Source organism: Marinobacter sp. ST-43, assembly GCF_030541085.1.
Taxonomy (GTDB): domain Bacteria; phylum Pseudomonadota; class Gammaproteobacteria; order Pseudomonadales; family Oleiphilaceae; genus Marinobacter; species Marinobacter nauticus.
On sequence record NZ_JASSVO010000026.1, the window covers coordinates 1 to 22,924 of the forward strand.

A 22,924-nucleotide genomic window follows, 5' to 3' on the forward strand; every position below is an offset into this window, starting at 1 on the left:
TGGAAGAAGAGGGTGGCAGCGAGCCCACCCGCTATCACAACACCTTCAGCGCCATCCCGGCCGACAAAACCTGGCGCCCCCTGTGTAATCACAAACCCGTGATGGACGGCCCCCAGATGGCCATCGTCACCGGCCCCGAGGGTGAAGAAATCCACTGCGACCAGTACGGCCGGGTGAAAGTACGATTCCCTTGGGACCGCTATTCCAAGAACGACGAGCACAGCAGTGCCTGGCTGCGCGTGGCCCAGGGTTGGGCTGGAGGCCAGTACGGCTTTATGGCCCTGCCCAGAATCGGCCACGAAGTGATCGTGTCTTTCCTGGACGGCGACCCGGATCAGCCCATCATCACCGGAAGAACCTATCACGCCACCAATACACCGCCGTACGCGCTGCCGGAACACAAAACCCGGACCACCCTGAAGACCAAAACCCACAAGGGCGAGGGCAGCAACGAACTGCGCTTTGAAGACGAAGCGGGCGAAGAGCAGATCTACGTGCACGCCCAGAAAGACCTGGACCTGCTGACGGAAAACAACCGCACCGAAGTTATCAGGAATGACAGCCACCTGACGGTGGAAAACAACCGCTTCAGCCACACCAAAGGCAACCGCCACCACACCACAGATGGCGAACATCGCGAGAGTATCGGCGCCGACTACAGCCTCACCGTAAACGGCAGCCACCACAGCAAGCAGGGCAAAAACCAGCTGGTGGAAGCCGGCACCGAAATCCACCACAAGGCGGGTATGAAAATAGTGATCGAAGCCGGAGCCGAGGTGACGCTGAAAGCGGGTGGCAGCTTTGTGAAGGTAGACCCGAGTGGGGTGACAGTGTCTGGGCCTTTGGTGAGGATGAATTCCGGAGGTGGGCCCGGGAGTGGTAGCGGGGTTGGGGTAACTGGGCCGTTGTTGCCAAATGTGGTGACTCATGATGCTTTATCTGAGCAGCCAGTCTCAACACTTCCCCATACCGAGACACGGCATTCCGGTGATACTCAGTCTGTAAACGCGGACCAGCTGCGACCGACTGAGGCTGACCTGAAACAGGCCGCAAGTTTCAGAAATTCAGCGAGAAACGAAGAAACTTTTTCGGAGGTTTGCTCTGTGAGATCGGACCAGAGGATTTCTTCATGACGCTGCAGAGTTCGAACATTCAAGGAAGCCTGTCGCCGTCCGACAAAAAAATGTTCATGTTGTTTGATGGAGCGATCGCGGGTGGCCTGCGAAGTTTGTATGAAGAGAGACTGGATGTATGCCCTTTAATGGTACTTAAAGACGGCGTTTTCGATGGCGTATCAGCATTAGGGCCGATGATTGCTGATTTTGGAGCGAGCATAGTGCTCAAAGAGCTGTGGGCAAAGAACCATCCCTTAGTCGCGAGGGCTTCGGTGTTGCACACGTCTTATGATGAGTCAGCATTATTGGACTTTATGCGGTCTAGGGTTCAGGTGATGATGCCGGAGGGGCACGCTGTCTGGCTGAGGATTGGTGATGCCAAGGTAGTCTCGAGACTAGCTGGAGTCGACGGTCGTTTACCCGCTCATTTTTGGTCTGGCATTAACAGCATCTTTTTCCGTTCAAGTGATGGATCGATGACTCAGTATCGCCCTTCACCTTCCAGAATGAGTGACGAACAAAAGGAAGGACAATTCGCGTCTAATCTGGTGGCCCCATGCTTTCAATTTAGCTTGGATTTGCTGGCCGCTCTGGATTCTTCTGCGGATAACCAACACAGGGACGTGTTATGACTTATTGCGCAACTTGCCCACTAATGACGGCTTTTCTACCCCTTCGATACGCCATCGGCCCTATGCGCTATGAGGGAGAGCTCTTAGCTGGGCTGGAATTGCCCGATTTGCCGGTCCTGTTTCCTAATATTGATCGTTATACTGATCTTCAGGATCGGAATCTTGGACTCGTTCCTCGATTTCTGAGAGATGGCTGGTTGTATGTTTGGAGTGAGTTCGAAGGGAGGTTAATTGAGTATTCGGTTAATGATTCCCTGCTTCAGGAAACGACCCGAGGTGGAGAGGTTGTTGATCATCGCGGCAATGTCTACTTGTCTTTACCTTCTGGTGAGCCTGCTGATGTCGCCTGGAGTGAGAATCAATGGTCTGACGCTCATTTCGAAATGATTGTGAATGAACCGGGTCAGCGCAGCAAGTTTATGCGCAGGATTGTGCCAGGAGGTTCACCGAACACTCAGTTGCTTGATGAAAAGACCTTTTATGCCTTACCAGAAGTTACCTCCATTGAGGAGTTTGACTGGACTGGCCTGACTCCAACCATTCCCCACTGGCCTCGGTTGGAGCGCTCTACCCGGCGATTTGACCAGCGCGTGATGGGGATAGTGGACGATCCATGGGGTGTTACCGAAGATCTGGCCGCATTGGTTCGTCTGGCTCACGATAACCAGGAGAGGTTAAGAGCCAGATTCGGTGGAGAGTGGAGTTTGGCGAAGACGATCAAGGATCTTTATGAGACTGATCGCCAGCTTGAAGCGAAACTTCCTGAACTTGTAGATCTACCGAAATTACAGAGAGTGTGGCGGGAATCGGATGAGTCTCAGTCACATTTTGAAGACGTTGTTGCTGGGCTCCTTGATTCCTGGGTCCTATGGATGGATACCCTCGAATGTGCGAATGGCCCTGAAACCCTCGCAAGTTCATGCGAGAGCCTGGATCTGGCTAAAGAAGATCATCACACCATTCTGCAGGAAAAATTCGGACTTGCTTTGCTTGGTCCCTCCTATTTCAGTAAAGGGGCCGGGGCTATCGGCCGCCTCGCCGCAGTTCAGGGGGAGGGGACTCGCTGGTTCTGGAATGCGTTGCTTGGGATAAGAGAGCGTGTATCACTAGGTGACGTCGAGAAGCTAGTATCAATTGGTGATATGGCTAACGATTCTGTTGAAGATCTATCCAAAGCTGCCACTGCTGTGGTTGCCTCCATAAACTCTAAGGTGTCGGGTTTAGTGGGTCGGGCACCAATTCCATCGGCTGTGCCGACTCAAATACTTTTCAACGCTATTTCGCCTGCAGCCGCAGTTGAATTGAGAGGATTCCCGCATCGAATCTCACTCTTAGGCAGTGGTTTTTTGGTGTCTGGATTGGCACGAACAGGACAGTCATTGGCGGTGGACAGTGTAGGTGCTGTTCAATCGAATCAGTGGCTGAGTGAGGCGGCAAAAAATAGTGGCAATGCAGCGGCGACTCTTAGTCCTCCTGACGTCGAAGCACGGAAAGTGCCCGTTATTCGTATCACATCAGCAAATGCTGGCCAATATTTTAAAGGCAACCCATACAGCCTCAAGGATGCTTTAGAAAAGGCTCCTTTGCGTTCAGTTCTGGTTGTTCTGACCGGATTGAACATGGTGTCTGCAATCTCAGAATTTTTTACCGATTCGAATAAAGATGTCGAAGGTTTAGCAAAGGCTACCGGGAGTGTCACTGGTTTCACCGCTGCAGCCTTATCATTAGAGCACAAGATTTCCGAGCTTAATTGGAATAAAGGACTCTCAAGGTCACCTAACCCAGCAGCGTATAGCCATGGAGTAGGTGCAGTTGCAGCCGCGCTCACCGCTGCCACTGCGGCTTTCGATATAATTGTATTTGGCATGCAAGCGATCGAGTCGTACCGTTCTGGTGATTTCGATACGTCTGCTCTTGAGGTCGGCTTGATGGGGGTGTCGTCGGGGCAACTGGCACTCAGTGTGAGAGCCTTTAGAGCGTATCGTGAGGCGAGAGCTGCCGCACTAGGGTTGCAAGTTGCTTCTTCAGTTCGGGGATTGTCTAGGCTGGGTGGCTTCTATACGGCGTTGTCTCTAGGCCTAACTGCATCCTTGATTGGAGGCTTGGTCGCCCGTCACTACGCGCAGAATACACCGCTTGAGCGTTGGCTCGCTAATACTAGATTTGGTGTAAAGCCGGCCGAGTGGTCAGGAAACTATCGAGATGAAATGGAGCAGTTGTACACGGTTATTTTTCCCATCAAGTTGAGGCTGGAAAGGGTTCCAAGGTTAAATCCGCATACGGGAATCCATATGCAGGATTGCTGGTTGATTCTTGAGCTAGCAGGCCAAAGTGCTTTGAATCCTGAAACTATTTATTTTTCTGGCGATGAGTTGAGAAGCGGTGTTGGTTACCGGTCTTTGGCATGGGTTGAACGCCAATTACGAGCTGTTCTGGATACAGAGGAAAGAGAGCACATCCTTCAGCCAAAGCGAACCCCTGTGACTTGGTCTGGTTCTGATTTTAGTCTGCATGTGGGTACAAGAGTTCATAACGCCGCAGCTACGGCTACATACAGAAGAGTTTATCACGATGATGACCAAATCTTTGGGCTACAGGGCGAGTTAATCTATCGACCACAACCTGGTTTGGAAATGCCTCCGGTAAAGGTTGATATCTGGTGATTGAAAACGCGAAAAAGTTGTTTGACGCTGTAACTAACAAAATTGGGAGTTCCTCAAATGCTCTTCAGCTGAGCGGTGGCTCTGGTACTGGCTATGCTCCATCCCAGCCCGGTCTCATAGAGTCACAAGATGAGGTATCTTTGGCTTTGAGAACCGGGAGCACTGATAGCAGGGGGATTCTTACAGGCGTAGGTTTTTTTGTGGGAGCCGTTGGAATACTGCTTGTTTTGCTGCCTAACCTATTTGGAACACCTTATAGTTCGAATTTGGACTGGTGGGTTTTCTTTCTCTCAGTTTTAGTCATTATTGCTCCTGCAATATGGGAGGTTAGCCGTCCGCCCAGGCTACCTGTAGTTTTTAATCGGCGTACGCGGGAGATTTACTACGATCAAAAAGGCGAACTCTACTACTCAGAATGGGATGATATAGAGGCAGTCGCGTATGAGTATACGATAGTCAATCAGTACTCAGGGGCCATTATTCATGGAAATTTGGAAATTGTTCTTCGGAAGTTTGGTGACCCCGACGATCGGATAGTGCTGAATCTATCAGGCGTTCCAGCGGGCAAGCGCTTACCAACCTTATTAAGTTTCTGGGAATATTTGAGAAGCTATATGACAGTTGGCCCGTGGTTTGACGAGACCGGCAATAAGACAGAGTTTAAGAATTCGTTTATAGAGAAAAACTTGAAATCCAGTGACATTTCCTTTCTTGACTTGGTTCTTGATTCAAGGAGAACTTTGGGGAGAGAACGCAGAGAGGGGGAGGGTGTTTCTGGGGCGGCCTTTCTTTCTTGGGTGACCTCTTACATGCTGTTCCTGCCAGCATTCGGCATGGAATTTGTCCAGAAGATTGACAGAAAGAAGGCCCGTAAACACTGGCCTGAAGTCATCCAAGAACGCTTAAAACCGAACGGCCCCACAACGCGCCTTATCGATATCGAAGAAGACTACATCGTACGAAAACAGCAGCAGCTGGATGATCTTCATGATCGGATGCGTAAAACCCTGCCGAGGTAAATTGAAGTCCAATGCAATAGATATGAGAGGTTTCAGGACGTTACTTGATCACTTAAGGATCTCCTGTTTAATTGCCTCGTCAGCGCTTATTTCTAGCTGCGTCGAGGAGAGTGCCGTCTCTCACTTAGTTGAGCTGGCGATAGATAATCAGGTGTTCGTGCAAGGTGGTGAGTTTGCTCTTGGAGATGTTGGGAAGCCTGATGGCACTCCTTACGTGACTCTGACGGATCATAGCCGCCCAGTGGTTAACGTTAGGATCGATAGTTACTCGATATCGCGGTTCGAGACGACTTGGGGTGAAATGGTAGTCTACTACGAAGATCTTGAGCGAGCTCACCTATATGCAGACCAGTTCAGCTTAAAAAAGTACCTGATGGTTTCGGATGACCCCTTGTCACCCAACTATTACCGAAAGCCCGCCCGAGTACCAAATTACGGAGAGGCTGAGGGGTATTGCGCCTGGCTTGCAGAACGCACCGGGCTGCCTTTTGCTTTGCCTACGGAGGCTCAGTGGGAGTATGCGGCTCGAAGCCGGGGGAGGGCGGTGCCCTATGCCACCGATACAGGCGATGTCGAGAGGGATCCCTACCTGCGCCGCCCAAAAGAGTATGTTGACCCTTCGATACCGCCTTCTGGCAACACCCTGATCCACTCTTCGCTGAAGTTCGAGCGGCGCCCGGTTGGAAGCTACCCACCAAATCCGCTAGGCCTCTATGACATGACCGGAAACGTAGCGGAATGGACGCAGGATTGGTTTCAAAGCGACTATTACAGGAACGCACCCAAGGAAAATCCAAAGGGTCCTGACGGTCCGCTTGATACCGACAATCCTGAAAAAACCGTGAGGGACTGGGCCGGTAGAGGGGAGCACATTGGCGGTGGCGGCACCGTGTTTGCTCGAAGTGGTCAGCACATTGATTCTTCGGGGAATGGTTTCCGTTGTGTCGTTAACCACTCTGAGCCTGTTAACTGATTAACGGAGTGCAATACTCTGACGCTGTACGACAAGTAATTCCGACGATAAATATGTGAGGTTTTCAAGTTCAGAGGAAAAGCTCAGCACTTTAATAAGAGTTGATAAAACAAGGACGTTACTATCAATGCAGTATATTTCAGCCTTTCTCTTCTTACCCTCAACGCTCGTTCTTCTCAGTTATGTAGCGACGACAGTGGCCGGCGGCTCTGGATATTCTTTTCTGGGAATCGAGAATAGGGCTCTGGACATCGGGTTCCTGATCGTCTTCTTTGTCAGCAGTGTGGCTGGATGGCTGACCGTGTTTTTCGGTGTGCCTTTTCGCGATGGAGATCGTATTACCCTCATTGGTAAAGGCTTGCTGATGGGGTTTCTGACGTGGCCTTTCGTAATTATCTCACTTTTTTTCGACGGCAGGATTGCTCTCGCAAGTTGCTTGTTCTTAGGTTGGCTTGGTTTGGCTGTTTCGTTCTTGCCCGTAAGCGTTCATTCCACGACGTAGTTGACCTACTTCACGTCACGGAGAGGCCTTAATAACTCCGGCGAGACCTTGTACTGTTTCCTGCCATCCTCACCCAGCACGATCACACTCTTGCGATTGATTTTGGTGACGATCCCCAACACCGGTCCTTCCCGGCCTTCGAAGGTCACTTTCAGGCCAACCCGCAATTGACTCAAGGCATGCAGGGTTTCTTGTTCTTGCAGTTCATCAATTCGCTGGCAGATGGTCTGGTTCAGTTCCAGCAACTGGTCGATGGTCATGTCCTCAATGCGCACGGACGTTGGCCTCCGGCTGTTTGTTCTGTCGGTCAGGGTGGCGTGGGTCGATCAGCGCCCGTAGCGGATTGTCGGCGAACCGGGGTTTCCAGAGTCGGGGCGTCAGGTCGCTGACTTCACGGGCCGGGTGCTGGCTGATACGTTGCAGCACGTCCACCAGATACGTGTACGGGGTAATATCGTGCAGCTTGCAGGTGCTGATCAGGCTCTGGATGACGCCCAGGTGTTCCGCGCCCAGTTCGGTCCAGCAGAACATCCAGTTTTTCTTGCCCATTGGAATGGGGCGTAGTGCCCGTTCCAGGTGGTTGGTGTCTGGCTGCACATCCGGGTCTTCCAGGAACACGGTCAGGCTCGCTTCACGGCTGAGCACGTAGTTCAGGGCTTTGGTCAGCGAATCGCTGGGCACGAGGCCGCCTTGCGCCAACTGATCCCGGCACCACTGGAAGAAGTCGCTGACCACCGGTTTCGAGTGATCCAACCGGTACTGGCGTTTCTTCTCGCCAGTCAGCCCCTGGGTTTTGATGGCCTCTTCATTCCGGTACACCGTGGCGATCTGTTGCAGCGCGTCGGTGACTATCTCCGGATGATCCTTCTGCGCCTCGATAAAGTAACGGCGACTGTGCACCCAGCATTGGGCATGGGTGACGTTTTCCTGGGCGGCGGCATAACGGGCATAGGCCGCGTAGCCGTCACTGATCAGGGTGCCGCTGAACGATTCGCTGAGTACTTCTTCGATATGGGCACGCCCACGGCTGTTAGAGTAAGTGAACACCACCTCGTCGGCATCGCCATACAGCGGCCAGAACCAGCCGGATTTCATCTTGCCCTTTTGCGGGCTGGCCCGGCCCTGATGACCGGCCTTGATGGGCGTTTCGTCCATGGCCAGTACCCGACTGCGCAGTACGTTGTCGGTCTGGGCATCCACAATGGGGCGCAGCAGGTCGATGGCACGCTTGACCAGATTGGTCAGAGTGCTGCGACTGACGGTGATACCGGCCTGTTGGATACGCTGGTGCTGGCGATACAGCGGCAGATGGAACTGGAATTTGTCCACCAGCAGCCCGGCCAGCAGGCTGACATCGGCCAGGCTGTTGTCCAGCACGTTGAACGGAGCCGGTGTCGTGATGAGCTTCTCGGTGCCCTTGCGCCGGAACACCGGGCGTTCGCACTTAAGCACCACATAGCTGGAGGCCCGCTGGGCCAGCCGGTAGGTGGTCTTGCTGCCGATCACTTCGTACTGGTCAGCCTCCGGCCCGGTCAGTTCCGGTGGCAGGTGTTCAATGACCTCCACCGGCACATCGGCGGTGAAGCGCAGGCCGGTGTCGTTCAGGCAGTCGTCGTCCCGCTGCTTCTTACCGGTGCCACGCTGATAGGCTTTAACCGTGCGCTTTTTCTCTTCCGGTGGGTTCTCCGGAACCGGTGCATCGCCTTCCTGGAACAGGCTGTTCTGGCCCGGCAGGTCAAATGCCTGCTTCTCGGATTTGGGGCCGAACAGCTGCTTCTTGAACCAGTCCAGCTGGCGCTGCAGGGTCTGGACCTGCTCACGCAGCAGTGCATTCTCCTCGGCCAGAGCCGAGGAGGACGATACATTGGGAGAGGGAGCAGAAGCCGTTGAATTCATGACCGATATTATACCGGAACCCGGCCTTCTATACCCCTCGAAAACGCTTGAACTGGCGGTATTTCTGCACCTCAATGCCATCGATCAGCAGTTGCAGATCCGTCAGCGTCAGGGCTCGCTGACCGGAGGCAGATAAAGGCACGCGGAACTGTCCCTGCTCCAGGCGTTTGGCCCACAGGCAGTAACCAGTGGTCGTAAAATACAGCATCTTCATCTGAGTTTTACGGCGATTGACGAAGACGAAATACTGGCCGCTGAGCGGGTCGTGCTTCAACTGATTCCGGACCAGGGCGCTCAGGCCCCGGAACGATTTGCGCATATCGGTGGGCTCGGTGCACAGCCAGATCCGGGCCTGACTATCGAGCCCGATCATCCGTTCTGGCTCAGCCGCAGTTCCACGCCGTTGCCCAGGCTGAGCACAATGTTCCAGCCGGAGCCGGCGCCGGAGCCGGAGGATGGAGAGTTGCCCATTAACGACGAGAGATCCAGAAAACCGGCTTCACCGGGACCTGACGACTCATCAGTCGACGGGTCGGACAGGCGCTTGCGCCAGTTACAGAAGCTGGCGTAACCGATCTTCTCCTGTTTACAAAACTGCGGTGCTGACAAGCCGCTGGCGCGCTGCTGATCAACCAGGGTCTGCCACTGTTCTGGAGTACGGTGCTTTCTCATGGGGGTAACCTCGTATCGGGAAATGTGAGGTTACTGTAGAGCGAATCTCAGCGGGGTGGCAGAACGTCGCGGAATGAACGCTTACTCTTGCCCGCCATGAACAGCTTCTGGAATCGCCGGTTGCCTATACTTGGCATGCTTACGGTTGCACTAGGAATTCCTGTACTGATTAATCCGGCGCTATGGGCTACCTCCAAATCGGCTCCCATACGCGAGGCTTATTGGGGCGTTTATTATCCGGACTATGCAGTAGAAGAGGGTGAAGATTTTGTGGCGTACTATCAGGACCATGAGAAGCGCTTCGAAAAAACTCCACGTTTAATAATATCCAAAACGGGAATGTTCTTGGTTAACGTCCTGGGTCGCCCGCTATCCAATAGCTTCAACCATTGCGGGGCAAGCGACAACGTTCACGTATTTGTCAGTAGTTCCGTGGATGATTGTGGTTTCGATAAAACGGAGTTTTCGGGGAATACCCTGGAAATTGTGTTTTACATGCCGGGAAAACTACGTTGCGTTAATTGCCGGGAGTTTGGCAAGCCAGAGCATTGGATGTGGGTCGAGGCCCTTCAGAATCTGTGATCTGATCCCAAATTTCTAACTGTCGATGCTACCGAAGCCCGTCGATGGCATAGTTCTCAATGGTTCTATAAAATCCGGGCCAACACCTCCCAGGGAAGAACCCAAAACACAAGGATTGAACCATTGAAAACCCTGAATATCCTCAAATACGCCTTCACACTCATTGGCGCCGGTATGCTTGTTGGTGCGGTGATGAGTTACAGCAGTACGGTGTCATTTATCGAGCGAGCTACGGAAGCCACGGGCACGGTCATTGATCTGGAGCGCTCTCGCTCCAGCGATTCGACCACCTATTATCCGGTGATCGTTTTCGAGGATATCCGTGGTCGGGAGATCGAGTTCCGGTCGCGCTCCGGCTCAAATCCGCCGTCGTTCAGTCGCGGTGAGAGGGTGTCTGTGTTTTATGAGCCTTCGGCTCCGGAGAGCGCCAGAATCAACAGTTTTTTCTCCCTTTGGGGACTGCCCATTATTCTCGGTGGTATGGGGCTCGTGTTTGGCGCCATTGGCGGCGGAATGCTGTTGTTTGGTTGGAAGAAGAGCCGCTCACAGGCTTACCTGAAAGATCACGGCACCGAGGTGCTCGCAACATTTTCGTCGGTTGAGCAAAACACTAGCCTGACCGTGAATGGCCGTAACCCGTTCCGCATTGTCTGCCAGTGGCAGCATCCGCAAACCGGTGAACTTCATGTATTCCGAAGCGATAACCTGTGGTTCGATCCGAGTAATCATATACACCAGGAAACAGTGCCCGTGCTGGTCGATGAGGCCAATCTCAAGCGCTATTGGGTGGATACCTCATTCCTGCCTAAGCTGGCCAGCTAGCAGCCTCCTGCCTCAGTTTCCCGGTGGGCACGAGTTTTCGTTGCCCATCGCACACACGTATATACGCTCATACCGTTTGTCGGCCCAAGTTTCATAAATCCGGCTGGCAATCGGGTGAATCACCGGCCAGAGCAGCGGCTTGAACAACCAGCCAAAGCGGGTGTGCGACCAGGCTCGCACATTGGCGTGCAATCCCGTTACCCACTCCCCGGTCCAGCTCATCAGATGCAACCGACGAAGCAGCTGCTCCCGGGAGGGGAGTTGCTGGTTGCTCGGGTTTTGCTCGTGAATATCCGCAAAGATCAGGTTGCCGTTCTGTAGTCTCCTCAGGGTACGTATCTCACGCGCGCACAGGGGGCAGGAGCCATCGTAGAACAGGGTGTCGTAACGCGGTGCCATGGGTTCTCCGCTGTCAGCTGTTTATCCCGAAGGTATACGGTGTGCTGGGCGTGGATGGTTCAGTTTCCTCAAATGCATTTGGTAATTGTTTGATAATGCGGGTGCTTCCTGTAAACGCTACACTGTGTTGCTAATCGCCAGATTGTTGCGCTGGTGAAACTCCTGTGCCCTGAGCGGCACTCTGACAAGGTATAACGGCCCATGGATGACCAGAAGACAGAATCCCCGCAATCGAATGGCACAGGTTCGCGATCGTTCGCGGATCTCTCCACGCCAATCTACGGGTTGTTCATCCTTGGCATTCTGTACACCCTGTATATTGCTCATCAGATTGTTCTCCCGATCATCCTGGCGGTACTGACCAGCCTGTTACTGGCGCCTCTGGTCAAAAAGGCTTACTTGCGCTGGCGCATACCGCGTGTGGTATCCGCATTGGTTCTGGTGCTGGCGGTCCTTGCCGGAATTCTGGGGCTGGGTGCCGCGGTCGCCACGCCAGCTCTGGAGTGGGCCCAGAAAGCACCGGAGGGGCTGTCTCGCCTGTTGGTGGGGGAAAGTGAGATCATGCGCCAGATCGACAAGGTCAGTCAGTCTGCCGAGCAGGTCGAAAAATCGGTTGAGGAGCTTTCCAAAGATCAGGGCACCAAACCCACCACGGTGGTTCTGCAAACCGACTCCTGGCGCAGTCAGTTAATGTCCAAGGCCCGAAACGGCATTGCCGGGCTGGCGCTGGCACTGGCGTTAACCTATTTCCTTTTGGTCAGCGGCGACCGGTTGATTCGCAACTTCGTCAAGCAGTTGCCCCGGTCCCAGCGCAAGACAGTGCTGAGGATCACCCACGATTCCCAGCATCAGATAGCGCAGTATCTGGCGGTACTGGGGTTGTCCAATACGTCTGTCGGCGTGTTGACCGGCCTGATCTGTTGGGCCATCGGCCTGCCAGACCCGGCCGTCTGGGGCCTGATTGCAGGCCTTGCCCGGTTTATTCCGTACCTTGGTAACATGCTTACCATCACCCTGTTGGCCATAGTCTCCGCCATTTCCCTGGACGTGCTCTGGATGATGGTGCTTGCGCCGATCAGCTTCATTGTGCTCACCACGATTGTCGGATTTTTCCTTGAGCCCTGGATTCATGGTTTCCGGATGGCCATCAACCCCGTGATCATCTTTGTTTCGATCTTCTTCTGGGGCTGGTTGTGGGGGCCAGTGGGGGTTCTCCTTGCTGTGCCCTTGATGACGGTTATCCAGGTGGTCCTCAAGCAGATTCCGCGATTAAGGCCGGTTTATCGGGTAATCGCTCGGTAAACCGGTTGAGTCTAATGGATATCCGTAACAGGCCCTGACACACCCGGTGATCTTTCCTATTCTGTCTGGGTAGTTTATTCACCAGAACAGGAGGGTCTGTTGCCGATGATCCCGTCCTCAATGAAGGCGATGGTTCTGAAAGGCCATGGCGGAATTGATCAGCTCATGTATCAGGATGTACCGGTACCTCAGCCGAGGGAAGGCGAGGTGCTGGTTCAGGTAACTGCCACCGCCAAGAACAACACAGACCGCAAAGCCCGTGAGGGGCTATATCCCACTAAAAAAGGGGAAATGACGTCGTTCCAGATGGGCGGCAAGCCTACGCTCACGTTCCCGCGCATTCAGGGGGCCGATATTGTCGGTCGTATTGTTGCTGTGGGCGCGGGTGTCAGTGAACAGCGTATCGGCGAACGCGGCTTGTTGGACTTCAACATCTATGCGGACAACCGCACAGACATCAATCTCACGCCGGATTATTACGGGCATGGCGCAGATGGCGGATACGCCGAGTACGTCGCTTTACCGTCCGATCAGTTCCATCACATTCCCAATCCGGACCTGGCCGACGCCGAGCTCGCTTCCATGGGCATGTGTTCTTATCAGACCGCCTACCACATGCTTACCTCCGCCAATATTCAGGCTGGTGAACGCGTGCTGGTTACCGGTGCCAGCGGTGGCGTGGGCACGGCACTGATTCAGCTCTGCCGGATTATCGGTGCCATTCCCTATGCTCTGAGCCAGAAGGACAAGGCTGATCCATTGCTGAAGCTCGGCGCCGAGGCCGTTCTCGACAGAACTGACATGGATAGCTTTGTCGATCGGGTGAAGGCGGAAACCGGAGGCAAGCCGCTGGACGCGGTCATGGACCTGGTGGGCGGCGACATGACGGACTATTTCATCGACGCCATGATTTTTGACATGAATGCCCGGAGCACCTATCCGAGGCTGAGTATTGCCGGGGCCAGTGGCGGCAACATCAGCGAAATTCTCTGGACCCGCATCTATCTGTACCAGGTGCAGATTTTCGGTGTGTCCCATGGCACCCGGGAAGAGGCAGAACATCTTATGAGATGGATCCGGAGCGGTGATTTGAAACCGGTACTACATGGTGCTTTCCGGCTGTCTGAGTTGCACCGCGCGGAGGAGTACTTCGTGAACCGAGGCAGCAATTACCTGGGAAAAATCGTGATTGTTCCCGATGCCCAGTGGCAGGAGCACGGGCAACCCTACGAGGTGGAGGCGGACTGATGAAACCTGAACTGACCATTCAGTTGATGGACACTCACGCCGGTGGTGATGTCAGCCGCATTGTTACCGGCGGCATTGACCTGTTGCCCGGCGACACCGTGCGGGCGCAGATGGAGTACCTCCGGGACGATGCTGACGGCTTGCGCAAACTCCTGCTGGAGGAGCCCTATGGCATTCCCGAGATGTCCGTGGATTTGCTGGTCCCCGCCACCGATCCCAGGGCGGCGGCTGGGTACATCATTATGGAGGTGATGGGATATCCCATCTATTCGGGTTCCAACACCATCTGTACGGCGACGGCGGTCCTCGAGGCTGGCATAGTGCCAAAGCAGGAGGGCAAGCAACATTTCATGCTGGAATCGCCGGCGGGTCTCGTGAACATTGAAGCTATTGTTCATGATGGCGTGGTAGAAGCGGTCACCTGCGAGGGCTTGCCGAGCTACATCCACACCTACAATGCCAGTATTAACGTGCCGGGCATTGGCGAGGTTGGCTACAGTGTGGCCTATAGTGGCGGTTTCTACGCCCTGGTGGATGCCAAATCACTGGGCTTTGACCTGACCCTTGATGAGGAACGGGAGCTGGCCCGCACCGCGCATGCCATTGTCGAGGCCATTCAGGCTGCCCGTGGATTCTCCCACTACACCCTGGGTGATGTCGGGCCCCTGCCATTTCTGCACTTTATGGGGCCGGAAGAAAAAGTGGCCGATGGTTATTACCGCTCACGATCGGCCACCTACGTCCACCCCGGCGTGATCTGTCGTAGTACTACCGGTACCGGCACCTCGGCCAGGCTTGCGTTGATGAACTACGAAGGCCGAATCCAGCCGGGCGACAAGCTGGAAACCGTTTCCCTTCGCGATACCGGGTTCATCGGTGAATTCACCACGGTAGAAACCGAGGGCGAGTATCAGGTGGTCAAGAACAGTATCATTGGCAGGGGTTATGTGATTGCCCGTTCCGACATTGTGGTGAACTGTGACGACCCGATGGTGGAGTGTGATGGGTTGCACCACATACTATCGAGTCGCCACAAATCTAGCGTGGTCTGAGTCTTCGTTTCTCTGCTCGCCGCATCCAGAGCCAGGCGATAAATGCAATCACAGACACCGCCGCAATAATCAGCGTGGCCAGTGCGTTGATCTCCGGCGATACCCCCATCCGTACCGACGAGAACACCACCATCGGTAGCGTGGTGGCGCCGGGGCCGGAGACGAAACTGGCAATCACCAGATCATCCAGCGACAGGGTAAACGCAAGCAACCACCCCGAAACCAGCGCCGGCGCAATCACCGGCAGGGTAATCACAAAGAACGTCTTCAGCGGCGTGCAGCCCAAATCCATGGCGGCCTCCTCGATGGACAAATCCACTTCCCGCAACCGCGCACTCACCACTACCGCCACGTAGGCGCTGCAGAAGGTGGTATGGGCAATCCAGATGGTCGCCATGCCACGGTCTGCCGGCCAGCCAATCAGCTGCGCCATCTGCACAAACAGCAGCAACAGCGACAGGCCGGTGATCACTTCCGGCATTACCAGCGGCGCGGTGATCATGCTGGACAGCAGCGTGCGCCCGCGCATCTTCTTGAACCGGGTGATCACGAATGCGCACAGGGTGCCCAAACACACCGCCATGCTGGCGGAATAGAAGGCAATGCGCAGGCTCATCCACACGGCAGACAGAATCTGCTCGTTGGCGAACAGCGCGCCGTACCACTTGGTGGAAAATCCTGCCCATACCGATACCAACCGTGATGCGTTGAACGAGTAAACGATCAGCACCACCATCGGCAGGTACAGGAACAGCATGCCCAGCACCAGCATGGTTTTAGAGAAACCGGGGGCTTTTAACCTAACCATGTTTTTCCATCTCCCGGGCCTGGAAGCGGTGGAACAGCACAATGGGCACCAGCAGCAGCGCCAGCATCACAATCGCCAGGGCAGAGGCCACCGGCCAGTCGCGGTTGTTGAAGAACTCTTCCCAGAGCACCTTGCCGATCATCAGGGTGTCTGGCCCGCCCAGCAGTTCCGGAATCACGAATTCGCCCACGGCTGGAATGAACACCAGCATGGAGCCGGCCAGGATTCCGGCCCTGGACAACGGCAGGGTAACGGACCAGAAGGTGGTCAGGCTGCGGCAGCCCAGATCCGACGCCGCTTCCAGCAGGCGTATGTCCAGCTTCACCAGATTGGTGTAGATGGGCAGGATCATGAACGGCAGGTAGGCATAGACGATTCCCAGAATCACCGCGAAGTTGGTGTTCAGCATTTTCAGCGGCGATTCGATTACGCCCAGCCACAGCAGGAAGCTGTTGAGCAGGCCCTGGTTACCGAGTATGCCCATCCAGGCATAAACCCGAATCAGGAACGAGGTCCAGGACGGCAGCATCACCATCAGCAGGAACACCAGTTGCCAGTGCTTCGGCGCGCGGGCCATGGCATAGGCCATGGGGTAGCCGATCAGCAGGCAGAACAAGGTGGCCAGAAACGCGGTTTTCACCGAGCCCCAATAGGCGGCAATGTAGAGGCTGTCGGAGGCCAGGAACAGGTAATTGCCAAAGTTCACCACCACCGACAGGGTATTCTCCACCCATCGGAACACCGGCTCGTAGGGCGGAATAGCCATCACCGCCGAGGTCAGGCTGATCTTCAGCACCAGCGCAAACGGCAGCAGGAAGAACAGCAGCAACCAGGCGAAGGGCACACCGAAGACGACCCGCCGGTGAAATACCACCGCCCGCACCCGCTCCGCCAGAGGGGTTGCCAGAAGCTTCTTGGTCATGGCGTCAGTTCCAGAGCAGGATAGGGCTGGAGGCTTCCCAGGATACATAGACCCGGTCGCCCCATGTGGGCCGCTCACCACGGCGTTCCACATTGGCCATGGTGGCCTGCACCCGCTTGCCGCTGGCGAGCTTCACGTAGTAAGACGTGATGTCACCCAGGTAAGCAATGTTGTCCACCGTGCCGCAGCTCCAGTTGCTATCGCCTTCGGGCTTCTCGGTCGTCAGGTAGATCTTCTCCGGGCGCAGGGCGATCAGGGTTTCCGTGGTTTCCGCCGGCGTGGTTACACCCCGGTCAATAAACACCGGCGCGTCCAGCAGGTCGCTGGTGAGCGAGATGCTGTCGGAGTTGTCTTCCAGGATGTTCGCCTCGAAGATATTCACGGAGCCGATGAACTCCGCCGTCATGCGGCTGTTCGGGCTTTCGTAGATATCAATCGGTGAACCCACCTGAGCTATCCGGCCGTGGGACATAATGGCTATCCGGCTGGCCATGGTCATGGCTTCTTCCTGGTCGTGGGTGACCATCAGGCAGGTCACGCCCACTTTCTCCAGAATATCCACCAGTTCCAGCTGCATTTCGGTGCGCAGTTTTTTGTCCAGAGCACCCATCGGCTCGTCCAGCAGCAGCAACTTTGGTCGCTTTGCCAGCGAGCGGGCCAGGGCCACACGCTGCTGCTGGCCACCTGAGAGCTGCTGCGGCTTGCGCCTGGCGTAGGGCTCCATCTTCACCAGCTTGAGCATGGCGGCCACACGGTCGGTGATTTCGTTCTTCGGCAGCTTGTCCTGTTTCAGACCCATAGCAATGTTCTGCTCCACGGTCATGTGCGGGAACAGGGCATAGGACTGGAACATCATGTTGGTGGGTCGCAGGTACGGCGGCAGGGCCGTGATGTCCTGACCATCCAGCACAATGCGGCCGGAATCCGGGGTCTCGAAGCCCGCCAGCATGCGCAGCAGGGTAGATTTGCCAGAGCCGGAGCCACCCAGAAGGGCAAAGATCTCGCCCTTGTGGATGTCCAGGCTGACGTCGTCCACCGCCAGGGTGCTGTCGAAGCTCTTGGAAACGCCTTTGATGCTGAGGAGCACCTCCGCTTGCGCGGAGGTGTTGTTGGTCGCCGCCACCGTCAGCGACCGGATTTCACGCTGGTCCAGGTGCGGGTCATCAGGCGCTGGGCGTCCTGGGGCCGACCTTCCATGATGTACAGCTTCTTCATCACCTCGTCGGTGGGGTAGATGCTGGTGTCATTGAGGATTTCCGGGTCCACAAACTCGTCGGCCGCCTTGTTCGGGTTGGCGTACCACACGTAGTTGGTCACATCGGCGATGATCTCCGGGCGCATCAGGAAGTTCATCAGCTTGTGGGCATTTTCCACGTTCGGCGCGCCGGCAGGAATAGTCATCATGTCAAACCACAGCACCGCGCCCTCTTTGGGGATGGTGTAGCGGATGACGTTGCCGTTCTCGGCTTCTTCCGCGCGGGCAGCGGCCTGCAGGATGTCGCCGGAGTAGCCGGCGGCTACGCACAGGTCGCCGTTAGCCAGATCGCCAATGTAACGGGAAGAGTGGAAATAGGTGATGTTCGGGCGCACAGCCTTGATCACTTCACCGCCTTTTTTGATGTCGTCGGCGTTGTTGCTGTTCGGGTCCAGGCCAATGTAGGCCATGGCGGCACGCACCATTTCTTCACCGGAATCCAGCATGGCAATGCCACAGCCGCCGGCGGCCAGCTTGCCGGTCACTTCCGGGTCAAACACCAGAGCCCAGGAGTCGGTCGGTGCGGTGTCACCCAGAATCTCCTGAATGCGGCCTTTGTTGTAGCCATAACCGTTGGTGCCCCACAGGTACGGCAGGGAGAACTGGCTGCCCGGGTCGACCTTTTCCAGCTGGGTCATCAGGTCCTGGTTCAGGTTGGTCATGTTTGGCAGTTGGCCATGGTCCAGCGCCACGAAGGCTTTGGCAGAAATCTGCTTGGCCACGTAGTGGTTGGACGGCACAACCAGGTCGTAGCCCGAACGGCCAGACAACAGGGCTGCTTCCAGCACTTCGTTGCTGTCGTAAACGTCGTAAACAACTTTGATGCCGGTTTCCGCGGTGAACTTCGCCAGGGTGTCCTCGGCGATGTAATCAGACCAGTTGTAGACACGCACTTCTCCGGCTGCAAAAACCGAAGAGGCACCCAGAGACATAGCAACAGCGGCGGCAAGCGCCTGTGGCTTACACAACTTCAACATTGGATGGTGTCCCTCACTGAAAAGGGATGGATACAAAGCGTGCAGGACGCACGCGGTGTTGTGCAGGTCTGCTGAGGGTGGCCGGAGGTGGCAGGTGTTTGCGAAAACACCGGGGTGCCGCCTTTTGACTCCTTTGAGGCTTATCCTGGAAACGGTGGTGGGGAATCCGACCGTATTCGCGCGATATTTATCATGAGAATACCGGTGGCGCTACAAAAATTTTTACGGGACAGGTTGATGTTTATGCGTATGCCGGGTCTCAGTGCCGCGCTGTGTGGCGGTAATCCGTGGGCGACTTCCCCATCACTTTTTTGAACAGTCGAGAGAAGTAATAGGCATCGTCATAGCCCAGTTGCCGGCTGATGTCGGCGAAGCTCTGGCTGGTGGTATCCAGCAACTCACAGGCCCGTTCCACTTTGAGATGCAGGAAGTGCTGGATTGGCGAGGTGCCGGTCTGTTCCCGATACCGGGTGGCGAAGTGAGCCGGCGACAGGCCGGAAAGCTCGGCCAGCTGATTCAGGGTCAGGCGTTCCTCCAGATGCTCCCGCATGAAGCTGTGCAAGGAGTCCAGCTCGGCCTGCCGGGCCTGGCTGGTTTCGTCGGCGTTGATGGGCACGGCGGCCAGCAACTGTCGTAGCCGATTGCTGGCGTGGATCAACCCACGGGCCCGGAAGCCCGTCTGCCGTACCGACAACAGGCCGTTGAAATCCACCAGTAACCGGGGCTGTCTGCCCAGATGCCGGATGCGGGTGCTGTCATCAAAGCCCATGTACTGACCGAAGTCTTCGGCCAGGGGGCCGGTATAGTGAACCCAGTGAATGGTCCAGGGGTTGTCCGGGTCGGCGGTGTACCGATGGCTGGCGCCGGCCGGCAGTAGCAGGAGGTCGCCGGCCTCGACTGTGTGGGGCACGCCGGCGACGTTCAGAAAGGCCTTGCCGTCCGTGCAATAGATCAAAAGATTATCACGGTGGTGTTCCCTATGCATGTGATGCCCGGCCGCTCTCCGATAATGCCCGAAGGCAAGTGGATACAGCTCCCGGGTGAGCGGATGTGCCGCCAAAAGCCGCACAATAGGCTCTGGCACCACATAGCGAACACTGTCGGCTGGCACGGGCCACTGTGAGGTTTGAGTGGCCGGTTTCTTGGCTGCGATCTCATTCATCGAAAAATAATCCATCATGGGCGAAATTTAGTCAATCACCAAGCGTAAATCCGCGTGCTAGTCTTTCTTCAAATCATCGTCGGATCTGCCTTGTTATCGGTAGGCCGGCTCATCCCGGATAACAACAAACAGGGAACATCATCATGAAAAAAGTACCTCAGTTTATTGCAGGGGAATTCGTTCAGAGCCAGACCCAGAACTGGATCGACGTGACCAACCCCGCCACCAACGAAGTGATTGCACAGGTGCCCTGCGCCACTGCCGACGAGATGCGTCAGGCGATTGATAACGCCAGTGAAGTGTTCAAAAGCTGGAAGGAAACCCCGGTTTCTGAGCGAGCACGGGTGATGCTGCGTTATCAGGCGCTGCTTAAAGAACATCACGACGAAATCGCCGAGATCCTGTCCCAGGAAACCGGCAAGACTTTTGACGACGCCAAAGGCGATGTCTGGCGCGGCATTGAAGTGGTGGAACACGCAGCCAACGTGGCTTCCCTGATGATGGGCGAGACCGTTGAGAACGTGGCCCGCGAGGTAGATACCCATTCCTGGATCCAGCCTCTGGGGGTGTGTGCCGGCATTACGCCGTTCAACTTCCCGGCCATGATCCCGCTGTGGATGTTCCCCATGGCCATTGCCTGCGGCAACACCTTTATCCTGAAACCGTCCGAGCAGGACCCGCTGACACCAACCCGCCTGGCCGAGCTGTTTGAGCAGGCCGGCGCACCCAAGGGTGTACTGCAGGTGGTTCACGGTGCCAAAGAGCAGGTTGATACCCTGCTGACTGATCCGGCCATCAAGGCCGTATCCTTTGTTGGTTCGGTTCCGGTCGGGCAGTACATCTACGAAACCGGTACCCGCAACATGAAGCGGGTGCAGAGCTTCGCCGGCGCCAAGAACCACATGGTGATCATGCCGGATGCGGACAAACAACAAGTGATCAATGCTCTGGTAGGTGCCTCTGTAGGTGCCGCAGGCCAACGCTGTATGGCGATCTCGGTGGCGGTCTTCGTGGGCGCTGCCCAGGAGTGGATTCCGGAGCTGAAAGAGGCCATGGCGAAGGTGCGCCCCGGCGCCTGGAACGATTCTGGTGCCAGCTATGGCCCGGTGATCAGTGCCAAGGCCAAAGACCGCATCGAATCGCTGATCGCCACCGGTGAAGCCCAGGGCGCCAAACTGCTGCTGGACGGCCGTGGCTGCACCGTTGACGGGTTGCCGGAAGGTAACTGGGTAGGGCCGACCCTGTTCAGTGAAGTCACGCCGGACATGGATATCTACAACGAAGAGATCTTTGGCCCGGTGCTGTCCTGCGTCAATGTTGACAGCCTTGGTGATGCCATCGAGCTGATCAACGCCAGCCCCTACGGCAACGGAACTTCCATCTTTACCAGTCATGGCGGCGCGGCGCGTCGGTTCCAGCACGAGATTGATGTGGGCCAGGTGGGTGTGAACATTCCCATTCCGGTGCCCCTGCCGTTCTTCTCGTTCACCGGCTGGAAGGGCTCGTTCTACGGTGATCAGCACGCTTACGGCAAACAGGCGGTGCGCTTCTACACGGAGACGAAAACGGTGACCTCCCGCTGGTTCTCCAGTGAGGCGACCTCATCCGAGGCCAACTTCTCCATCCAGCTTCGTTAATCTCGTTGTCGGTGAGGTTATTGGGCCGGTTCCCCCACCGGCCCCTTTTTTCCGCTTCTTCAGTGGAAGCCCCGACCGTAACAACCAAGGAGCCTGACGATGGATTTTAATCTCACTGAAGACCAGCAGGCGTTTCGGGATGCTGCCCGAGCCTTCGCTGAAAAATCCATGGCACCCCATGCCGCCCAGTGGGACGCCGAGCATATTTTTCCGGTCGATGTCATGAAAGAAGCCGGAGCCATGGGTTTTATGGGCATGTACACGCCCGAATCCCTGGGTGGTATGGGCTTGTCTCGCCTGGATACCTCGGTGATTGTGGAAGAGTTGGCGGCAGCGTGCCCGTCCACCGCCGCCTTCATCACCATCCACAACATGGCCACCTGGATGGTGGCAAGTTTCGCCTCTGATGGTCTTCGCCAGGAAATTGTCCCCAGGCTGGCCAGTGGTGAATGGCTGGCTTCGTACTGCCTGACTGAACCCGGTGCCGGCTCCGACGCCGCCAGTCTCCGCACCCGCGCGGTTCGGGATGGCGACAGCTATGTGGTCAATGGCAGCAAAATGTTCATCTCCGGCGCTGGCGCAACCGATATTCTGGTTCTGATGGCGCGCACCGGAGACGCCGACAGCGGCTCGAAGGGCATCTCTACCTTCGTGATACCAGCGGATGCCGACGGTGTCTCCTACGGCAAGAATGAGGAAAAGATGGGATGGCATAGCCAGCCCACGCGCCTGGTTACCCTGGAAGACGTTCGCGTGCCTGCCAGCAATCGGGTGGGTAATGAAGGCGATGGCTTTGCCATTGCGATGAAGGGGCTGGACGGCGGCCGCCTGAATATCGCTACCTGTTCCCTGGGTGGTGCCCAGGCGGCTTTGCTCCGGGCCCGGAATTATATGCACGAGCGCCAGCAGTTTGGTAAGCCGCTGGCGGCCTTCCAGGCGCTGCAGTTCAAGCTGGCGGACATGGTTACCAACCTGGTGGCTGCCCGGCAGATGGTGCGTTTGGGTGCGTTCAAACTCGACAGTGGCGACCCGGAGGCTACGCTGCATTGTGCCATGGCCAAACGATTTGCCACCGACGCCTGCTTTGAAGTGGCCAACGAAGCCCTGCAGCTGCATGGCGGCTACGGTTACATCCGGGAATACCCGCTTGAGCGTTACCTCCGGGATTTGCGGGTACACCAGATTCTGGAAGGCACCAACGAAATCATGCGCCTGATCATTGCCCGCCGGCTGCTGGACGACGGCGTTGCCGAAGCGATCCAGTAACCGGCCACGGACTATAGAGG

Annotated in this window: 23 protein-coding genes; 13 read left to right on the plus strand and 10 right to left on the minus strand. The window is 56.0% G+C overall.

Annotation, left to right across the window (positions count from 1 at the left end; all coding sequences use genetic code 11):
- The 6 genes from QPL98_RS17980 to QPL98_RS18005 form a co-directional block, all read left to right on the plus strand.
- Window positions 1-1,133 (plus strand): type VI secretion system Vgr family protein (locus QPL98_RS17980; protein ID WP_303293731.1); only part of this gene is annotated, 1,133 nt, incomplete at its 5' end.
- The gene (locus QPL98_RS17985) at window positions 1,130-1,747 is read left to right on the plus strand and encodes a DUF4123 domain-containing protein (RefSeq protein WP_121208705.1); all 618 of its coding nucleotides are present in this window, start codon (window positions 1,130-1,132) and stop codon (window positions 1,745-1,747) included. The genes QPL98_RS17980 and QPL98_RS17985, both read left to right, overlap by 4 nt.
- Window positions 1,744-4,410, plus strand: coding sequence for a toxin VasX (locus tag QPL98_RS17990; protein WP_278349862.1), 2,667 nt, complete (start codon window positions 1,744-1,746; stop codon window positions 4,408-4,410). The genes QPL98_RS17985 and QPL98_RS17990 overlap by 4 nt, the downstream gene beginning before the upstream one ends.
- Window positions 4,407-5,429, plus strand: a complete 1,023-nt coding sequence (locus tag QPL98_RS17995; RefSeq protein WP_121208707.1) for a DUF6708 domain-containing protein — start codon at window positions 4,407-4,409, stop codon at window positions 5,427-5,429. The genes QPL98_RS17990 and QPL98_RS17995 overlap by 4 nt, the downstream gene beginning before the upstream one ends.
- Window positions 5,389-6,402 (plus strand): SUMF1/EgtB/PvdO family nonheme iron enzyme, encoded by a 1,014-nt coding sequence (locus QPL98_RS18000; protein WP_278349863.1) that lies wholly within the window; start codon window positions 5,389-5,391, stop codon window positions 6,400-6,402. The genes QPL98_RS17995 and QPL98_RS18000 overlap by 41 nt, the downstream gene beginning before the upstream one ends.
- Before the next feature lie 127 nt (window positions 6,403-6,529).
- Window positions 6,530-6,904, plus strand: a complete 375-nt coding sequence (locus QPL98_RS18005; RefSeq protein ID WP_303293732.1) for a hypothetical protein — start codon at window positions 6,530-6,532, stop codon at window positions 6,902-6,904.
- Between the two features lie 5 nt (window positions 6,905-6,909).
- On the opposite strand, the gene QPL98_RS18010 is transcribed toward QPL98_RS18005, so the two are convergent.
- Genes QPL98_RS18010 through QPL98_RS18025 form a run of 4 tightly spaced genes read right to left on the minus strand, consistent with a single transcriptional unit; the run spans window position 6,910 to window position 9,472 of the window.
- Window positions 6,910-7,179, minus strand: a complete 270-nt coding sequence (locus tag QPL98_RS18010) for a hypothetical protein (protein WP_004578758.1) — start codon at window positions 7,177-7,179, stop codon at window positions 6,910-6,912.
- On the minus strand, window positions 7,169-8,800 hold the full coding sequence (locus QPL98_RS18015) for an IS66 family transposase (RefSeq protein ID WP_181861275.1): 1,632 nt from the start codon (window positions 8,798-8,800) through the stop codon (window positions 7,169-7,171). The genes QPL98_RS18010 and QPL98_RS18015 overlap by 11 nt, the downstream gene beginning before the upstream one ends.
- A 28-nt stretch (window positions 8,801-8,828) precedes the next feature.
- Entirely contained in the window at window positions 8,829-9,173 is a 345-nt protein-coding gene (tnpB, locus tag QPL98_RS18020) for an IS66 family insertion sequence element accessory protein TnpB (RefSeq protein ID WP_004578760.1), read from the minus strand.
- Entirely contained in the window at window positions 9,170-9,472 is a 303-nt protein-coding gene (locus QPL98_RS18025) for an IS66 family insertion sequence element accessory protein TnpB (RefSeq protein ID WP_303293733.1), read from the minus strand. Before QPL98_RS18025 ends, tnpB begins: the two co-directional genes overlap by 4 nt.
- An 87-nt stretch (window positions 9,473-9,559) precedes the next feature.
- Between QPL98_RS18025 and QPL98_RS18030 the strand changes: the two genes are divergently transcribed.
- Both QPL98_RS18030 and QPL98_RS18035 read left to right on the plus strand, forming a co-directional pair.
- Window positions 9,560-10,054: a hypothetical protein gene (locus tag QPL98_RS18030; RefSeq protein WP_303293734.1), complete on the plus strand. Its 495-nt coding sequence runs from the start codon at window positions 9,560-9,562 to the stop codon at window positions 10,052-10,054.
- Window positions 10,055-10,177: 123 nt separating this feature from the next.
- The gene (locus QPL98_RS18035; protein WP_153741634.1) at window positions 10,178-10,876 is read left to right on the plus strand and encodes a DUF3592 domain-containing protein; all 699 of its coding nucleotides are present in this window, start codon (window positions 10,178-10,180) and stop codon (window positions 10,874-10,876) included.
- 12 nt (window positions 10,877-10,888) lie between these two features.
- Here the strand turns inward: QPL98_RS18035 and QPL98_RS18040 are convergent, their stop codons facing one another.
- Window positions 10,889-11,275: a thiol-disulfide oxidoreductase DCC family protein gene (locus QPL98_RS18040; protein ID WP_153741633.1), complete on the minus strand. Its 387-nt coding sequence runs from the start codon at window positions 11,273-11,275 to the stop codon at window positions 10,889-10,891.
- A gap of 201 nt (window positions 11,276-11,476) precedes the next feature.
- Between QPL98_RS18040 and QPL98_RS18045 the strand changes: the two genes are divergently transcribed.
- The 3 genes from QPL98_RS18045 to QPL98_RS18055 all read left to right on the plus strand — a co-directional run bounded on the left by QPL98_RS18045 (window position 11,477) and on the right by QPL98_RS18055 (window position 14,877).
- Complete coding sequence (locus QPL98_RS18045) at window positions 11,477-12,577, plus strand: AI-2E family transporter (protein ID WP_113878794.1); 1,101 nt, start codon at window positions 11,477-11,479, stop codon at window positions 12,575-12,577.
- 105 nt (window positions 12,578-12,682) lie between these two features.
- Window positions 12,683-13,825, plus strand: a complete 1,143-nt coding sequence (locus QPL98_RS18050) for a zinc-binding dehydrogenase (protein ID WP_303293746.1) — start codon at window positions 12,683-12,685, stop codon at window positions 13,823-13,825.
- Window positions 13,825-14,877 carry a proline racemase family protein gene (locus QPL98_RS18055; protein WP_303293735.1) on the plus strand — a complete coding sequence of 351 codons (1,053 nt, stop codon included), beginning with the start codon at window positions 13,825-13,827 and terminating at the stop codon, window positions 14,875-14,877. Before QPL98_RS18050 ends, QPL98_RS18055 begins: the two co-directional genes overlap by 1 nt.
- Here the strand turns inward: QPL98_RS18055 and QPL98_RS18060 are convergent.
- The 5 genes from QPL98_RS18060 to QPL98_RS18080 all read right to left on the minus strand — a co-directional run bounded on the left by QPL98_RS18060 (window position 14,864) and on the right by QPL98_RS18080 (window position 20,019).
- Entirely contained in the window at window positions 14,864-15,685 is an 822-nt protein-coding gene (locus QPL98_RS18060; protein WP_303293736.1) for an ABC transporter permease subunit, read from the minus strand. The two genes, QPL98_RS18055 and QPL98_RS18060, sit on opposite strands and share 14 nt — an antisense overlap.
- Entirely contained in the window at window positions 15,678-16,607 is a 930-nt protein-coding gene (locus tag QPL98_RS18065; RefSeq protein WP_222563035.1) for an ABC transporter permease subunit, read from the minus strand. The genes QPL98_RS18060 and QPL98_RS18065 overlap by 8 nt, the downstream gene beginning before the upstream one ends.
- 4 nt (window positions 16,608-16,611) lie before the next feature.
- Window positions 16,612-17,730: a polyamine ABC transporter ATP-binding protein gene (potA, locus tag QPL98_RS18070; RefSeq protein WP_303293737.1), complete on the minus strand. Its 1,119-nt coding sequence runs from the start codon at window positions 17,728-17,730 to the stop codon at window positions 16,612-16,614.
- 2 nt (window positions 17,731-17,732) lie between these two features.
- Entirely contained in the window at window positions 17,733-18,839 is a 1,107-nt protein-coding gene (locus QPL98_RS18075) for a polyamine ABC transporter substrate-binding protein (protein ID WP_303293738.1), read from the minus strand.
- A gap of 259 nt (window positions 18,840-19,098) precedes the next feature.
- Window positions 19,099-20,019, minus strand: coding sequence for an AraC family transcriptional regulator (locus QPL98_RS18080; protein WP_081496554.1), 921 nt, complete (start codon window positions 20,017-20,019; stop codon window positions 19,099-19,101).
- A 125-nt stretch (window positions 20,020-20,144) separates the two neighbouring features.
- Between QPL98_RS18080 and QPL98_RS18085 the strand changes: the two genes are divergently transcribed.
- Both QPL98_RS18085 and QPL98_RS18090 read left to right on the plus strand, forming a co-directional pair.
- Window positions 20,145-21,638: a CoA-acylating methylmalonate-semialdehyde dehydrogenase gene (locus QPL98_RS18085; protein ID WP_014420862.1), complete on the plus strand. Its 1,494-nt coding sequence runs from the start codon at window positions 20,145-20,147 to the stop codon at window positions 21,636-21,638.
- 99 nt (window positions 21,639-21,737) lie between these two features.
- Window positions 21,738-22,904 (plus strand): acyl-CoA dehydrogenase family protein, encoded by a 1,167-nt coding sequence (locus tag QPL98_RS18090; RefSeq protein ID WP_183581391.1) that lies wholly within the window; start codon window positions 21,738-21,740, stop codon window positions 22,902-22,904.
- The last annotated feature ends 20 nt before the right edge of the window (window positions 22,905-22,924 follow it).

Bases quoted from the DNA above. Each gene is read 5' to 3' on its own strand.
- QPL98_RS17985 (WP_121208705.1), top strand. From the start codon at position 1,130: ATGACGCTGCAGAGTTCGAACATTCAAGGAAGCCTGTCGCCGTCCGAC.
- QPL98_RS17990 (WP_278349862.1), top strand. From the start codon at position 1,744: ATGACTTATTGCGCAACTTGCCCACTAATGACGGCTTTTCTACCCCTT.
- QPL98_RS18000 (WP_278349863.1), top strand. From the start codon at position 5,389: ATGATCTTCATGATCGGATGCGTAAAACCCTGCCGAGGTAAATTGAAG.
- QPL98_RS18005 (WP_303293732.1), top strand. From the start codon at position 6,530: ATGCAGTATATTTCAGCCTTTCTCTTCTTACCCTCAACGCTCGTTCTT.
- QPL98_RS18015 (WP_181861275.1), bottom strand. From the start codon at position 8,800: ATGAATTCAACGGCTTCTGCTCCCTCTCCCAATGTATCGTCCTCCTCG.
- tnpB (WP_004578760.1), bottom strand. From the start codon at position 9,173: ATGATCGGGCTCGATAGTCAGGCCCGGATCTGGCTGTGCACCGAGCCC.
- QPL98_RS18025 (WP_303293733.1), bottom strand. From the start codon at position 9,472: ATGAGAAAGCACCGTACTCCAGAACAGTGGCAGACCCTGGTTGATCAG.
- QPL98_RS18040 (WP_153741633.1), bottom strand. From the start codon at position 11,275: ATGGCACCGCGTTACGACACCCTGTTCTACGATGGCTCCTGCCCCCTG.
- QPL98_RS18045 (WP_113878794.1), top strand. From the start codon at position 11,477: ATGGATGACCAGAAGACAGAATCCCCGCAATCGAATGGCACAGGTTCG.
- QPL98_RS18050 (WP_303293746.1), top strand. From the start codon at position 12,683: ATGATCCCGTCCTCAATGAAGGCGATGGTTCTGAAAGGCCATGGCGGA.
- QPL98_RS18055 (WP_303293735.1), top strand. From the start codon at position 13,825: ATGAAACCTGAACTGACCATTCAGTTGATGGACACTCACGCCGGTGGT.
- QPL98_RS18060 (WP_303293736.1), bottom strand. From the start codon at position 15,685: ATGGTTAGGTTAAAAGCCCCCGGTTTCTCTAAAACCATGCTGGTGCTG.
- QPL98_RS18065 (WP_222563035.1), bottom strand. From the start codon at position 16,607: ATGACCAAGAAGCTTCTGGCAACCCCTCTGGCGGAGCGGGTGCGGGCG.
- QPL98_RS18075 (WP_303293738.1), bottom strand. From the start codon at position 18,839: ATGTTGAAGTTGTGTAAGCCACAGGCGCTTGCCGCCGCTGTTGCTATG.
- QPL98_RS18080 (WP_081496554.1), bottom strand. From the start codon at position 20,019: ATGATGGATTATTTTTCGATGAATGAGATCGCAGCCAAGAAACCGGCC.
- QPL98_RS18085 (WP_014420862.1), top strand. From the start codon at position 20,145: ATGAAAAAAGTACCTCAGTTTATTGCAGGGGAATTCGTTCAGAGCCAG.
- QPL98_RS18090 (WP_183581391.1), top strand. From the start codon at position 21,738: ATGGATTTTAATCTCACTGAAGACCAGCAGGCGTTTCGGGATGCTGCC.